Source organism: Pseudomonas sp. HMSC066A08, from assembly GCF_001813025.1.
GTDB classification, from domain to species: domain Bacteria; phylum Pseudomonadota; class Gammaproteobacteria; order Pseudomonadales; family Pseudomonadaceae; genus Pseudomonas; species Pseudomonas aeruginosa.
Map to the genome: position 1 here is coordinate 438,305 of NZ_KV811299.1, position 13,328 is coordinate 451,632.

General features: G+C 63.8%; 14 protein-coding genes. 10 read left to right on the plus strand and 4 right to left on the minus strand.

Annotated elements, in window-relative coordinates; all coding sequences use genetic code 11:
* Positions 1–87 precede the first annotated feature (87 nt).
* From HMPREF2886_RS15815 to HMPREF2886_RS15825, 3 genes are all read right to left on the minus strand, one after another.
* Entirely contained in the window at positions 88–360 is a 273-nt protein-coding gene (locus HMPREF2886_RS15815; protein ID WP_003095094.1) for a TfoX/Sxy family protein, read from the minus strand.
* A gap of 224 nt (positions 361–584) precedes the next feature.
* Entirely contained in the window at positions 585–932 is a 348-nt protein-coding gene (locus HMPREF2886_RS15820; protein ID WP_003095090.1) for a pentapeptide repeat-containing protein, read from the minus strand.
* Between the two features lie 91 nt (positions 933–1,023).
* Complete coding sequence (locus HMPREF2886_RS15825) at positions 1,024–2,586, minus strand: bifunctional aminoglycoside phosphotransferase/ATP-binding protein (RefSeq protein ID WP_058173455.1); 1,563 nt, start codon at positions 2,584–2,586, stop codon at positions 1,024–1,026.
* Between the two features lie 212 nt (positions 2,587–2,798).
* Here HMPREF2886_RS15825 and mrcB point away from each other — a divergent pair, with 212 nt between their 5' ends.
* The 3 genes from mrcB to HMPREF2886_RS15840 are packed head-to-tail and all read left to right on the plus strand — an operon-like array spanning position 2,799 to position 6,248.
* On the plus strand, positions 2,799–5,123 hold the full coding sequence (gene mrcB / locus HMPREF2886_RS15830; RefSeq protein ID WP_003111352.1) for a penicillin-binding protein 1B: 2,325 nt from the start codon (positions 2,799–2,801) through the stop codon (positions 5,121–5,123).
* A 16-nt stretch (positions 5,124–5,139) separates the two neighbouring features.
* A complete protein-coding gene (gene lpoP / locus HMPREF2886_RS15835) occupies positions 5,140–5,919 on the plus strand; it encodes a penicillin-binding protein activator LpoP (protein WP_042169371.1) in 780 nt (259 codons plus the stop codon).
* A complete protein-coding gene (locus tag HMPREF2886_RS15840) occupies positions 5,919–6,248 on the plus strand; it encodes a YqcC family protein (protein ID WP_039027906.1) in 330 nt (109 codons plus the stop codon). The genes lpoP and HMPREF2886_RS15840 overlap by 1 nt, the downstream gene beginning before the upstream one ends.
* Positions 6,249–6,355: 107 nt before the next feature.
* Here the strand turns inward: HMPREF2886_RS15840 and HMPREF2886_RS15845 are convergent, their stop codons facing one another.
* Positions 6,356–6,808: a DUF4124 domain-containing protein gene (locus tag HMPREF2886_RS15845; protein WP_070747783.1), complete on the minus strand. Its 453-nt coding sequence runs from the start codon at positions 6,806–6,808 to the stop codon at positions 6,356–6,358.
* On the opposite strand from HMPREF2886_RS15845, the gene HMPREF2886_RS34615 reads away from it, so the two are divergent.
* From HMPREF2886_RS34615 to msrQ, 7 genes are all read left to right on the plus strand, one after another.
* The gene (locus HMPREF2886_RS34615) at positions 6,798–7,070 is read left to right on the plus strand and encodes a hypothetical protein (protein WP_155697871.1); all 273 of its coding nucleotides are present in this window, start codon (positions 6,798–6,800) and stop codon (positions 7,068–7,070) included. The genes HMPREF2886_RS15845 and HMPREF2886_RS34615 overlap by 11 nt on opposite strands.
* Before the next feature lie 288 nt (positions 7,071–7,358).
* Positions 7,359–9,083: an acetolactate synthase 3 large subunit gene (locus tag HMPREF2886_RS15850; protein WP_003095071.1), complete on the plus strand. Its 1,725-nt coding sequence runs from the start codon at positions 7,359–7,361 to the stop codon at positions 9,081–9,083.
* 2 nt (positions 9,084–9,085) lie between these two features.
* A complete protein-coding gene (gene ilvN, locus HMPREF2886_RS15855; protein WP_003095069.1) occupies positions 9,086–9,577 on the plus strand; it encodes an acetolactate synthase small subunit in 492 nt (163 codons plus the stop codon).
* Between the two features lie 42 nt (positions 9,578–9,619).
* On the plus strand, positions 9,620–10,636 hold the full coding sequence (ilvC, locus tag HMPREF2886_RS15860) for a ketol-acid reductoisomerase (protein ID WP_003095066.1): 1,017 nt from the start codon (positions 9,620–9,622) through the stop codon (positions 10,634–10,636).
* A gap of 154 nt (positions 10,637–10,790) precedes the next feature.
* On the plus strand, positions 10,791–11,606 hold the full coding sequence (gene pssA / locus HMPREF2886_RS15865) for a CDP-diacylglycerol--serine O-phosphatidyltransferase (protein ID WP_003095061.1): 816 nt from the start codon (positions 10,791–10,793) through the stop codon (positions 11,604–11,606).
* A gap of 60 nt (positions 11,607–11,666) precedes the next feature.
* On the plus strand, positions 11,667–12,680 hold the full coding sequence (gene msrP, locus HMPREF2886_RS15870; protein ID WP_042169373.1) for a protein-methionine-sulfoxide reductase catalytic subunit MsrP: 1,014 nt from the start codon (positions 11,667–11,669) through the stop codon (positions 12,678–12,680).
* Positions 12,680–13,288: a protein-methionine-sulfoxide reductase heme-binding subunit MsrQ gene (gene msrQ, locus HMPREF2886_RS15875; RefSeq protein ID WP_039027909.1), complete on the plus strand. Its 609-nt coding sequence runs from the start codon at positions 12,680–12,682 to the stop codon at positions 13,286–13,288. Before msrP ends, msrQ begins: the two co-directional genes overlap by 1 nt.
* Positions 13,289–13,328: the final 40 nt, after the last annotated feature.

Here is a 13,328-nt window from a genome sequence, read left to right on the forward strand (position 1 = left end):
GCCTGGTCGGGAGAGGAGGTACGAACGTCCACGAGACGATAGGTGGGCGCCCGGGGGGAGTAAATATCTTCCCGTGGCAGGTGTGAGCTAGCTCTTGTTTCGCACGGGGAAAGTCTCCAGCTCGCCGAGCAGTGCGGCCTTGTGGTCTGGGGACAGCTCGTTCCAGTGAACGTCGAGGAGTGCGCCTTCGATGGCATAGAGCAGGACTTTCGAGGCTCGGAAGCCGCGTGCGCGGACCGCGCGATAGGCTCCCACCGAGCCGAGCCGACGCAGATCGGTGGCGCTGTGGATACCCACGGCATGCAACCATTGGGTCGAGGTTTTCCCGAGGTTTTTCAGGTTCAGCAGTTCGTCGTTCATCGTCGGTCCTTGCGATGCCGCTCAGAAGCGTGATGGCGCGGAACTGCCTGGAACCGGTCCGGAGCCGACAGGACCGGTGCGTGGAGCGAGATGGCCGACGCGAGCGGCCTTCGCCCTTACGATCCGGCGTAGGCGGTCCGGGACCGATCCTCAGCCGGCCGGGTACCTGCCAGAAGTGTAGCGGCCTCCCGGCAAAACGTGGTCTGGCGTGGTCCTTCCGCTTCTCAGGGCTCCGGCAGGTAGCGCAGGCGGGTGCCGAAGTTCACCGACATGCGGATCTCGTCCGGCGCCAGGCGCAACGGGAAATACGTACCGGATATCTGCGCATGGGCGAGGCTGGCGCCCTCCAGGCGCGCCTCGCGCAGATCCACGCCGCGCAGGTCGGCGCCGCGGAAATAGGCATCGCTGAAGTCGACGCGGGCGGCATCCAGCAGACGCAGGTCGAGGCCGCGGAAGTCGCCGCCGGCCAGGTCGATCCAGCCGTCGGCCGGCTTCTGTCGGTTGAAGCCTTCGATGTCTTCGGCGTGCAGCAGTTGGTAGAGCGGCGAGTCGAGCTGACGGGGCGAGTTCATGGGCGGCGTCCTGTGCAGAAGGCTCGCCGTGAGTATAGAAGAGCGGCGGCACGGCGCCCGCCCTGGAGGGGCGGGCGACATGGCAGTTCGTTCAGAGACCGGGCAGGCGCTGGCGAATGCCGTCGACCAGCCCGTCGAGGCTGGCCGCGTCGTGGGTGTCGACGCGCTTGCTCTGGACCGTCTCCGCCGCTGTCAGCGGCTCGCGGGTAGCTTGCTGGGTGCGGATCACGTCGAGAGTCGCGTCGGACGGATCCTTGCCTTCCGCCTGGCGTTGCGCAAGCCAGCCGGCGATCACCGCTTCGGGCGCCTGGCAGTCGAGGATCAGGAACGGCACGCCGGTTTCTTCCGCGATGTGGCAAGCGGCCTGGCGCTGATTCTGCTTCAGGTAGGCGGCATCGATTACCACCGGATAGCCGGCCTGGAGGATCTTCGCGGCCAACTGGTGAAGGTGCGCATAGGTCGCTTCGCTGGCCTGGCTGCTATAGATCCCGGCGGCGAACTGGCCCCTGTCGTGTTCCGGCTGCTCGCCGAACAGACGCTTGCGTTCGATATCCGAGCGCAGGCGCACGGCGCCCAGAGCCTCCACCAGACGCATGGCCACCTGGCTCTTGCCGACCGCGGAGACACCATGGGTGACCGCCAGGAAGCGCGAGGGAATGGCGCTGTAGCTTTCTGCCAGGTTGGCGTAGTTGCGGTACTGGCGCAGGGTCGCGGCGCGCTGCACGGCATCGGTCTGGTAGCCGAGGCTGAACAGCGCGACCTTGGCGCGGACCATGGCGCGGTAGGCCTTGTAGAAGTTCAGCAGTTCCAGGGCCTGGTAGTCGCCGGTGCGTTCCAGATAGAGGCTGACGAAGCGTCGAGCGTGGCACTTCAGGCCGCGATCTTCCAGGTCCATCGCGAGGAAGGCGAAGTCGGCGCAGACATCGGTGAAACGGAACGGCTCGTTGAATTCGATGCAGTCGAACAGCACTACCCTGCCGTCGATCAGCGCGGCGTTGCCCAGGTGGATGTCGCCGTGGCATTCGCGGATAAAGCCCTTTGCCTTGCGCTCCTGGAGCACCGGCAGCAGGCGTTCGAAGCTGCTTTCCGCCCAGGCTTCGAGGGCGTCCAGTTGTTGCAGGTCGGCCTTGTCCTTGAGCAGCGGGCGAACCTGCTCGAAATTCTGCCGCACCGGCGCCATGCAGGACTCGGCGGTGCCCAGCGGGTGTTCCAGCGGCACCTTCGGGGTGGTCTGGTGGAAGTGCGCGATCTGCTCGGCCAGTTCGTCGATATGCTGGTTGGACAGTTCGCCGCGGCCCTGGATTGCCGCCAGCAGGTTGTCCTGCGGGAACTGGCGCATCTTCAGCAGGTATTCGATTGCCTCGCCGTCGCCGCCGATCCGTGGTGCCTCTTCGCTACCGGTGATCGGCAGGACCTCCAGGTAGAGATCGTCGGTGAGGCGCTGGTTCAGGCGCAGCTCTTCGTTGCAATAGAAGCGGCGCTTGTCCAGGCTGGTGAAATCGAGAAAGCCGAAATCCATCGGCTTCTTGATCTTGTAGGCGTAGGGACCGGTCAACAGGACCCAGGAGATGTGCGTCTCGATGACCTCGAAGCGCTCCACCGGGTGGGGGTAGAGGGCCGGGTTCTGCAGGGCGGCGATCAGGGTCTGGCTCACGGGATATCCTTGCCTCTGAAATATGCGAAAACCCGCATTATGGCGGGAAGGGGTGACAGTGCAAACATCGCTGGCGGATAGCAACCATTTGCCGGATCGCCGGTCGAATGCGCCGCGCTGCCGCCGCGCCTATCCACCGGGGCCGCGCAGACCGTGGATGCCGCCGATGCGGTGTCTGTCCGCTGTGGATAAAGTACGTATAATGCGCCGCCATGACGCGTCCCCGATCCCCCCGTTCCCGTAACAGCAAAGCACGCCCGGCACCCGGCCTGAACAAATGGCTCGGCTGGGCCCTCAAGCTCGGCCTCGTCGGCCTGGTGCTCCTCGCCGGCTTCGCCATCTATCTCGATGCCGTGGTGCAGGAGAAATTCTCCGGCCGGCGCTGGACCATCCCGGCGAAGGTCTATGCCCGCCCGCTGGAGCTGTTCAACGGCCTGAAGCTGAGCAGGGAAGACTTCCTGCGCGAACTCGACGCCCTCGGCTACCGTCGCGAGCCCAGCGTGAGCGGGCCTGGAACCGTATCGGTGGCGGCCAGCGCGGTCGAACTCAATACCCGTGGCTTCCAGTTCTACGAGGGCGCGGAACCGGCCCAGCGCGTGCGCGTGCGCTTCAACGGCAACTACGTCAGCGGGCTGAGCCAGGCCAACGGCAAGGAGCTGGCGGTGGCGCGCCTTGAGCCGCTGCTGATCGGCGGCTTGTATCCGGCGCACCATGAGGATCGCATCCTGGTCAAGCTCGACCAGGTGCCGACCTACCTGATCGACACCTTGGTCGCGGTCGAGGATCGCGACTTCTGGAACCACCATGGCGTGTCGCTGAAATCCGTGGCGCGGGCGGTGTGGGTCAACACCACCGCCGGCCAGCTGCGCCAGGGCGGCAGCACCCTGACCCAGCAGTTGGTGAAGAACTTCTTCCTGAGCAACGAGCGCAGCCTGAGCCGCAAGATCAACGAAGCGATGATGGCGGTGCTGCTGGAGCTGCACTACGACAAGCGCGACATCCTCGAGTCCTATCTCAACGAGGTGTTCCTCGGCCAGGATGGGCAACGAGCGATCCATGGCTTCGGTCTGGCCAGCCAGTACTTCTTCAGCCAGCCGCTGGCCGAGCTCAAGCTCGACCAGGTGGCGCTGCTGGTCGGCATGGTCAAGGGACCGTCCTACTTCAACCCGCGACGTTACCCGGATCGTGCGCTGGCGCGGCGCAACCTGGTGCTCGACGTGCTCGCCGAGCAGGGCGTGGCGACCCAGCAGGAAGTCGACGCCGCCAAGCAGCGCCCGCTCGGCGTGACCCGGCAGGGCAGCATGGCCGACAGCTCCTATCCGGCCTTCCTCGACCTGGTCAAGCGCCAGTTGCGCCAGGACTACCGCGACGAGGACCTGACCGAGGAAGGGCTGCGCATCTTCACCAGCTTCGATCCGATCCTGCAGGAAAAGGCCGAGACCTCGGTCAACGAAACGCTCAAGCGCCTCAGTGGGCGCAAGGGGGTCGACCAGGTCGAGGCGGCGATGGTCGTGACCAATCCGGAAACCGGCGAGATCCAGGCCCTGATCGGCAGTCGCGACCCGCGCTTCGCCGGCTTCAACCGGGCCCTGGACGCGGTGCGGCCGATCGGTTCGCTGATCAAGCCGGCGGTCTACCTGACCGCTCTCGAGCGGCCGAGCAAGTACACCCTGACCACCTGGGTGCAGGACGAGCCCTTCGCGGTGAAAGGCCAGGACGGCCAGGTCTGGCGACCGCAGAACTACGACCGGCGCTCGCATGGCACGATCTTCCTGTACCAGGGCCTGGCAAACTCCTACAACCTGTCCACCGCCAAGCTCGGCCTCGACGTCGGTGTGCCCAACGTGCTGCAGACCGTCGCCCGGCTGGGTATCAACCGTGACTGGCCGGCCTATCCGTCGATGCTGCTGGGCGCCGGTTCGCTCAGTCCGATGGAGGTCGCCACCATGTACCAGACCATCGCCAGCGGCGGCTTCAACACGCCGTTGCGGGGGATCCGCAGCGTCCTCACCGCCGACGGCCAGCCGCTCAAGCGCTACCCGTTCCAGGTCGAACAGCGCTTCGACTCGGGCGCCGTCTACCTGGTGCAGAACGCCATGCAGCGGGTCATGCGCGAAGGCACCGGGCGTTCGGTGTACAGTCAATTGCCGTCGTCGCTGACCCTTGCCGGCAAGACCGGCACCAGCAACGACTCGCGCGATAGCTGGTTCTCCGGTTTCGGCGGCGACCTCCAGGCTGTGGTCTGGCTCGGTCGCGACGACAACGGCAAGACGCCGCTTACCGGCGCCACCGGTGCCCTGCAGGTATGGGCCAGCTTCATGCGCAAGGCGCATCCGCAATCGCTGGAAATGCCGATGCCGGAGAACGTGGTGATGGCCTGGGTCGACGCGCAGACCGGGCAGGGCTCGGCGGCGGATTGCCCGAATGCCGTACAGATGCCCTATATTCGTGGCAGCGAGCCCGCCCAGGGCCCAGGTTGCGGGAGCCAGAACCCCGCCGGTGAGGTGATGGACTGGGTACGTGGCTGGCTGAATTGATCCGAGAGGACCTGACGTGAAGAAGATTTTCGTATTCGCCGCGCTTGCCGGCAGTGCCCTGCTCGCGGGCTGTGCCAGCCCGCAGCACGGGGCGATCCCGGTGGTGGATTCCGGTACTCCGGTTTCCAACCAGGAAAGCGGCGGTTTCCGCATCACCCGTACCCAGGTACCGCGTACCCAGCAAGGCGCCGCCACCCAGGGCATTCCCCAGGGCGGCGACTCCGGCGTGGTGGTGATGGTGCCGCAGGGCGCCAATTCCGCGCCGATCCAGACCTTCCCGGCGCAGTCCGGCGCCGCGCCGATCAGCAGCGCTCCGCTCGGCACCGGCACCCAGTACCAGGCTCCGGCCAGCAGCGCCTCCACGCCACCGCTGGGCGGCAGCTACAACATGCCGCCCAGCGGCGCCAGTCGTTCCGCGCCCACCGGCATTCCGGCCTCCGGCTCGGCCGGCAGCCTGGCGGCCGACGAGCAGTTGGACGGGCCGGTCCTGGCGATGCTCACAACCGCCCAGCAACAGCAGGGTAGCGGCGACCTGAACAGCGCCGCCGCCAGCCTCGAGCGAGCCCAGCGCATCGCTCCGCGCGAGCCACAGGTGCTCTATCGCCTGGCCCAGGTGCGCCTGGCCCAGGGTGATGCGGCCCAGGCTGAGCAGGTCGCGCGCCGTGGCTTGAGCTACGCCAATGGCCGGCCGGCCTTGCAGGCCGGGCTCTGGGAACTGATCGCCCAGGCGCGGGAGAAGCAGGGAGACTCCGCCGGCGCTGCGCTGGCCCGGCAGAAGGCCAAGGTCAGTTCCTGATGGATCGACGGGTCTATCCGCTGGCCGACCAGTTGTTGCTGATCGAGCGCGAGTTGCGTGCCCTCGGCTGGTGGAGCGAAAGCAGCCCCGCCCCGGAAGCGCTGGCCAGCCCCGAGCCGTTCTGCGTGGATACGCTGGCGCTCGAGCAATGGCTGCAATGGATCTTCCTGCCACGGATGAAGCTGATTCTCGAAAGCGACAGCGCCTTGCCGCAGGCCTCGGGTATCCTGGCCATGGCCGAGGTGGCCTATGCGCAGCGTGGCGAGGAAGTCGCCGGGCTGCTGGCAGCGCTTGGCGAGTTCGACCGGCTGATCGGCGGGCCGTCATGAAACTTCGGCAGTAAAGAAAAACCCGGCTACAGGCCGGGTTTTTCTTTGTTTCAAGCAAGGCGGAGAGTCGGGTCAGCCCCATGCTGCGGGACGGGGCTGTGTTCGCCTCAGCGGCAATTCTCCTGAATCGCCTTTTCGGCCTTGGCGATTCGCTCCTGGCGTTCTTCCTCGCCGAGGCGACGGAGTTCGCCCTTGCCTTCGTCGACCCTTACGCGCGGGTTGTTCTTCAGTTGCGCGAGGTTGTTGCGGGTCTCTTCGCAGAACTGCTTGCGCTCGGCCTCTTCCTTCGCCACTTGCTGCTTCACCTTGTCGTCGATCGCCTTCTGCTCGGGATCGGCCGGTTTCCGCTGGATGGTCGGTGCCGGGGTCGAGGGTGGCAGGGGGAAGTTGTCCGGCGGCGGGGCGGTCTGGGTATTCACCGTGGTCGCTTGCGCACCTTGCGGCGGTTGTGCGCCGAAGTGGGTGACGCCCTCGGCGTCGACCCATTTGTAGATCGGGGCGGACATGGCGAAAGAAGAGAGGGCGAGCAACAAGCTGGCCGGGAGGATCATGCGTCGCATGCGGAGTCCTTGGAATGCGCTAACTGCGGCTAACTATAACCAAATCCGCCAGCGCGGCATGCTGCACGGCATCACAACAGCCGCCGGAGACGGCCTCGCCGTGGCAAGTCCTCGCGGGAATCATGGGCATTTTGGAAATGTTTGCTCTAAATCGGGATTTTCTAGCCATAAAATCTGTTTTTTGTCATTGATCAGCTTTTTTATGGAAGGGTATGGCAGCTTCCTTGGAATTTTTTTTGATAATTTTCAGAATAAAGCTTGACTTGCGTTCGACGAATGCGAAGAATCCAAGCTCGCTGTAGCGGGCCGTCTGCAACCCAGTCCCCTCTCCGGCAGACCATGAGGTGCCTACCCGCGCCGAAAGTTACACCCTGCTTCGCGTTACCTCGCGCTGGGTGGAAGAGCTCCGTAACACCAGGCGCCCTTCCAAGTTTGCTCAATCGGCAGTTGACGTAGCCGGTGACTACCGTCACCCATGCTCTGCCGGGCAGCCAACCGAATTTCGGTCGCCCGCCCCTGGGTGGCCGTATAGCGTTCTAGAGGTGAAAACGTGGAGCTTTTATCTGGCGCTGAAATGGTCGTCCGCTCGTTGCGCGACGAAGGCGTTAAGTACATCTACGGGTACCCGGGTGGTGCCCTCCTGCATATCTACGATGCGCTCTTCAAAGAGCACGACGTGACCCACATCCTGGTGCGCCATGAACAGGCGGCTACCCATATGGCAGACGGTTACGCTCGCGCCACCGGCAAACCCGGTGTCGTGCTGGTGACTTCCGGCCCGGGCGCGACCAACGCCATCACCGGTATCGCCACCGCGTACATGGACTCCATCCCGATGGTGATCCTGTCGGGCCAGGTGCCGAGCAACATGGTCGGTACCGACGCGTTCCAGGAAACCGACATGGTCGGGATCTCCCGGCCGATCGTGAAGCACAGCTTCATCATCAAGCATCCCTCGGAAATTCCCGAGGTGATCAAGAAGGCCTTCTACCTGGCGCAGTCCGGTCGTCCGGGGCCGGTGGTCGTGGATATTCCGAAGGACATGGGCGACCCGACGCAGAAATTCGAATATTCCTATCCGAAGAAGGTCAAGTTGCGTTCGTACAGCCCGGCCGTTCGCGGTCACTCGGGACAGATCCGCAAGGCCGCCGAGATGCTTCTGGCCGCCAAGCGCCCGGTCGTCTATTCCGGCGGCGGCGTGATCATGGGCAATGCCGCGGCGCCGCTGACCGAGCTGGCACAGATGCTCAACCTGCCGGTGACCAACACCCTGATGGGCCTCGGCGGATATCCCGGCGCGGACCGCCAGTTCCTCGGCATGCTCGGGATGCACGGCAGCTTCACCGCCAACCTGGCGATGCATCACAGCGACGTGATCCTCGCGGTCGGCGCGCGTTTCGACGATCGGGTCATCAACGGCGCGGCGAAGTTCTGCCCGAACGCCAAGATCATCCACATCGACATCGATCCGGCGTCGATTTCCAAGACCATCAAGGCCGACATCCCGATCGTCGGCCCGGTGGACAGCGTTCTCACCGAAATGGTCGCGATCGTCAGGGAAATCGGCGAGACCCCGAACCAGGATGCCCAGGCTGCCTGGTGGAAGCAGATCGACGAGTGGCGTGGTAACCGTGGGTTGTTCCCGTACGACAAGGGTGACGGTAGCATCATCAAGCCGCAGACCGTCATCGAGACGCTCTACGAGGTTACCCATGGCGATGCCTTCATCACCTCCGATGTCGGCCAGCACCAGATGTTCGCCTCGCAGTACTACAAGTTCAACAAGCCCAATCGCTGGATCAACTCCGGCGGTCTCGGCACCATGGGCTTCGGCTTCCCGGCGGCGATGGGCATCAAGCTCAACTTCCCGGACGACGATGTCGCCTGCGTGACCGGCGAGGGCAGTATCCAGATGAATATCCAGGAACTGTCTACCTGCCTGCAGTACGACCTGCCGGTGAAGATCGTCAACCTGAACAATGGTGCCCTGGGCATGGTCCGCCAGTGGCAGGACATGCAGTACAACAGCCGTTATTCGCATTCCTACATGGAATCCCTGCCGGACTTCGTCAAGCTTGCCGAAGCCTACGGGCATGTCGGCATGCGCATCACCGACCTGAAGGATCTGAAGCCGAAGATGGAGGAGGCGTTCGCCATGAAGAATCGCCTGGTCTTCCTCGACATCCAGGTGGACGCCAGCGAGCACGTCTATCCGATGCAGATCCGTGACGGCGCGATGCGCGACATGTGGCTGAGCAAGACGGAGCGTACCTGATCATGCGACACATCATTTCCCTGCTGCTGGAAAACGAGCCAGGCGCATTGTCCCGCGTGGTCGGCCTGTTCTCCCAACGCAACTACAACATCGAAAGCCTGACCGTGGCGCCGACCGAGGACCCGACCCTGTCGCGTCTGACGCTGACCACCGTGGGGCACGATGAGGTGATCGAGCAGATCACCAAGAACCTCAACAAGCTGATCGAAGTGGTCAAGCTGGTGGATCTGTCGGAAAGCGCCCATATCGAGCGCGAGCTAATGCTGGTGAAGGTCAAGGCCACGGGCGCCCAGCGCGCCGAGGTCAAGCGCACCACCGATATCTTCCGTGGGCAGATCGTCGACGTCACCAGTAGCGTCTATACCGTGCAACTGGCGGGTACCAGCGACAAACTGGACAGCTTCATCCAGGCCATCGGCACCGCGTCGATCCTGGAAGTGGTCCGCAGTGGCGTCACCGGCATCGCCCGTGGCGACAAGACTCTGAGCATCTGAACTGAAAGCAGGCCCGCGAGGCCTTACTGAAGGGGAATTCCCATGCGCGTTTTCTACGATAAAGACTGTGACCTCTCGATCATCCAGGGCAAGAAAGTTGCCATCATCGGCTACGGCTCCCAGGGCCACGCCCATGCCTGCAACCTGAAGGACTCCGGCGTCGACGTCACCGTGGGCCTGCGTAGCGGCTCCGCCACCGTGGCCAAGGCCGAAGCGCACGGTCTGAAGGTTGCCGACGTGAAGACCGCCGTCGCCGCAGCCGACGTGGTCATGATCCTCACCCCGGACGAGTTCCAGGGCCGCCTGTACAAGGAAGAGATCGAGCCGAACCTGAAGAAGGGCGCCACCCTGGCCTTCGCTCACGGCTTCTCCATCCACTACAACCAGGTCGTCCCGCGCGCCGACCTCGACGTGATCATGATCGCGCCGAAGGCCCCGGGTCACACCGTGCGTTCCGAGTTCGTCAAGGGCGGCGGCATCCCTGACCTGATCGCCATCTACCAGGACGCTTCCGGCAACGCCAAGAACGTCGCCCTGTCCTACGCCTGCGGCGTCGGCGGCGGTCGTACCGGTATCATCGAAACCACCTTCAAGGACGAGACCGAAACCGACCTGTTCGGTGAGCAGGCCGTTCTCTGCGGTGGTTGCGTCGAGTTGGTCAAGGCCGGTTTCGAAACCCTGGTCGAAGCCGGTTACGCGCCGGAAATGGCCTACTTCGAGTGCCTGCACGAGCTGAAGCTGATCGTCGACCTGATGTACGAAGGCGGCATCGCCAACATGAACTACTCCATCTCCAACAACGCCGAATACGGTGAGTACGTAACCGGTCCGGAAGTGATCAACGCCGAGTCCCGTGCTGCCATGCGCAACGCCCTGAAGCGCATCCAGGACGGCGAATACGCGAAGATGTTCATTACCGAAGGTGCGGCCAACTACCCGTCGATGACTGCCTACCGCCGCAACAACGCCGCTCACCCGATCGAGCAGATCGGCGAGAAGCTGCGCGCGATGATGCCGTGGATCGCAGCCAACAAGATCGTCGACAAGAGCAAGAACTAAGCGGCTCCGGCGACATACGAAGAAACGCGGCCCCGGCCGCGTTTTTTCGTTCTTGCCTGGCGATCTGGTATAAAGCCTGGGCCGGCGGAGCTGTCTTCCTAGTCAGAAGAGCTGTCGGCATATTCGTACCCCATCAGTTCCCAAGGAATTGTCCATGAGTGAACGTCCCGAGGAGCCGAACAAGGCCTCCGACGAAGAAAGCCTGCTGCCCATCGACGAACATATAGAAGAAGGGCACGACGCCGAAGGGCGGAAGGTTCGTCACCGCGGTATCTACCTGCTGCCCAACCTGTTCACCACGGCGGCCCTGTTTTCCGGCTTCTACGCCATCATCAATGGCATGAGCGGCCAGTTCGCCAACGCCGCCATCGCTATCTTCGTGGCCATGGTCCTCGATGGACTGGACGGCCGCGTGGCCCGTCTGACCAACACCCAGAGCGCCTTCGGCGCCGAGTACGACTCGCTGTCCGACATGGTCGCCTTCGGTGTGGCGCCGGCGCTGGTCGCCTTCGAATGGGCGCTTGGCAGCCTCGGCAAGGTCGGCTGGATGGTCGCCTTCATCTACGTTGCGGGCGCCGCCCTGCGTCTGGCTCGTTTCAACACCCAGGTCGGCAAGGCCGACAAGCGCTATTTCATCGGTCTAGCCAGTCCGGCCGCCGCGGCGCTGGTGGCGGGCACGGTATGGGCGTTCAGCGATTTCGAGATCCAGGGCGCCAAGGTTGCCTTCCTCGTCGCCCTGCTGGTCGCCGCCGCCGGTGTGCTGATGGTCAGCAACATCAAGTACCACAGCTTCAAGGATCTCGACCTGCGCGGCCGGGTGCCGTTCGTGGCGATCCTTATCGTGGTGCTGGCTTTCGCCGTGGTCTTTACCGACCCGCCGCGCATCCTCCTGTTGCTGTTCCTTGCCTACGCGGCCTCCGGTCCTGTGCAATACCTGCTGCAACTGCGTCGCCGGAAGCAGCCGAGCTGATGTAATTTCCAACGGGCTCCGTAGTCTACTGGCACAAAGCTGGTCATTGCGGAGCCCGTCATGCTGATCAAGATTCCCTCCCGTTCCGACTGTTCCGAGTCGGAAGTCACGCCCGAACCCCTCTACCTGTCCCGTCGGCGCCTGCTCGGCGCTTCCCTCGCCGGATTGGCGCTGGCCAGCGGCCTGCCGCGCCTGGGCTTTGCCGACGAGCAGCGCTATGCCGGCGTCGAGTCGGTACCGGCGCCGGGCTGGTTCGCCGAAAAGCTTCCGCAGACCCGCTGGCAGGCGGTGGATGTCCAGGGGGAGGCGATTACGCCATTCAAGGACGCCACCCACTACAACAATTTCTACGAGTTCGGGCCGAACAAGGGCGACCCGGCGGAAAACGCCTCGGCCCTGAAGACCGAGCCCTGGTCGGTGGTGATCGACGGCGAGGTCGGCAAGCCGGGTACCTATGCGCTCGAGGATTTCGTCAAACCCTACCAACTGGAAGAGCGCATCTATCGGCTGCGCTGCGTGGAAGCCTGGTCGATGGTGATCCCTTGGTTGGGCTTTCCTCTGGCGGATCTGCTCAAGCGGGTCGAACCCAACGGGCAGGCGAAGTTCGTCCGCTTCGAAACCCTGCAGCGCCCGGAACAGATGGTCGGCCAGCGCTCCGGTTTCTCGGTGATCGACTGGCCTTATATAGAGGGCTTGCGCATGGACGAGGCGATGCATCCCCTGGCAATTCTGGCGGTGGGCATGTACGGGCGGCTGTTGCCCAACCAGAACGGCGCGCCGTTGCGCCTGGTGGTGCCGTGGAAGTATGGCTTCAAGAGCATCAAGTCTATCGTGCGTATCAGTCTGGTCCGCGAGCAGCCGAAGACCACCTGGGAAAGCATTGCCGCCAACGAGTACGGGTTCTATGCCAACGTCAATCCGCAGGTCGACCACCCGCGGTGGTCTCAGGCCCGCGAGCGGCGCCTGCCCAGTGGGTTGTTCAGCCCCAATGTGCGGGATACGCAGATGTTCAATGGCTACGGGAGCGAGGTCGCTTCCCTTTATAGCGGCATGGATCTGAGGAAGTACTACTGATGCGCTACTGGTATCTGCGCCTTGCGGTATTCCTGGGGGCGCTGGCGGTGCCGGCCTGGTGGTTGTACCAAGCCTGGATCTTTGCCCTCGGACCTGACCCGGGCAAGACCCTGGTCGATCGACTGGGGCTGGGCGCCTTGGTATTGCTGCTACTCACCCTGGCGATGACGCCACTGCAGAAGCTGAGCGGCTGGCCGGGCTGGATCGCCGTGCGTCGCCAGTTGGGGTTGTGGTGCTTCACCTATGTGCTGCTGCACCTGAGCGCTTACTGTGTGTTCATCCTGGGGTTGGACTGGGGGCAGTTGGGCATCGAGTTGAGCAAGCGTCCCTACATCATCGTGGGAATGCTTGGATTCGTCTGCCTGTTCCTGTTGGCGATCACTTCCAACCGCTTCGCCATGCGCAAGCTCGGTAACCGCTGGAAGAAGCTGCATCGCCTGGTCTACCTGATCCTTGGGCTCGGCTTGCTGCACATGCTCTGGGTGGTGCGGGCAGACCTGGAGGAGTGGACCCTGTACGCTGTGGCTGGTGCGTCGCTCATGCTGCTGCGGCTACCCTCGATCGCTCGCCGCCTGCCCAGGCTTCGAACTCGTCTCGGTGTTTCGTAATAAAAGTTTCAAATAAGTGTTGACGCCAGTTTCTATCTCC

Excerpts from the sequence above, each read along its gene's own strand:
- pssA (WP_003095061.1), top strand. The coding sequence starts at position 10,791 with ATGAGTGAACGTCCCGAGGAGCCGAACAAGGCCTCCGACGAAGAAAGC.
- ilvC (WP_003095066.1), top strand. The coding sequence starts at position 9,620 with ATGCGCGTTTTCTACGATAAAGACTGTGACCTCTCGATCATCCAGGGC.
- HMPREF2886_RS15815 (WP_003095094.1), bottom strand. The coding sequence starts at position 360 with ATGAACGACGAACTGCTGAACCTGAAAAACCTCGGGAAAACCTCGACC.
- msrQ (WP_039027909.1), top strand. The coding sequence starts at position 12,680 with ATGCGCTACTGGTATCTGCGCCTTGCGGTATTCCTGGGGGCGCTGGCG.
- msrP (WP_042169373.1), top strand. The coding sequence starts at position 11,667 with ATGCTGATCAAGATTCCCTCCCGTTCCGACTGTTCCGAGTCGGAAGTC.
- HMPREF2886_RS15845 (WP_070747783.1), bottom strand. The coding sequence starts at position 6,808 with ATGCGACGCATGATCCTCCCGGCCAGCTTGTTGCTCGCCCTCTCTTCT.
- HMPREF2886_RS34615 (WP_155697871.1), top strand. The coding sequence starts at position 6,798 with ATGCGTCGCATGCGGAGTCCTTGGAATGCGCTAACTGCGGCTAACTAT.
- HMPREF2886_RS15820 (WP_003095090.1), bottom strand. The coding sequence starts at position 932 with ATGAACTCGCCCCGTCAGCTCGACTCGCCGCTCTACCAACTGCTGCAC.
- HMPREF2886_RS15840 (WP_039027906.1), top strand. The coding sequence starts at position 5,919 with ATGGATCGACGGGTCTATCCGCTGGCCGACCAGTTGTTGCTGATCGAG.
- ilvN (WP_003095069.1), top strand. The coding sequence starts at position 9,086 with ATGCGACACATCATTTCCCTGCTGCTGGAAAACGAGCCAGGCGCATTG.
- mrcB (WP_003111352.1), top strand. The coding sequence starts at position 2,799 with ATGACGCGTCCCCGATCCCCCCGTTCCCGTAACAGCAAAGCACGCCCG.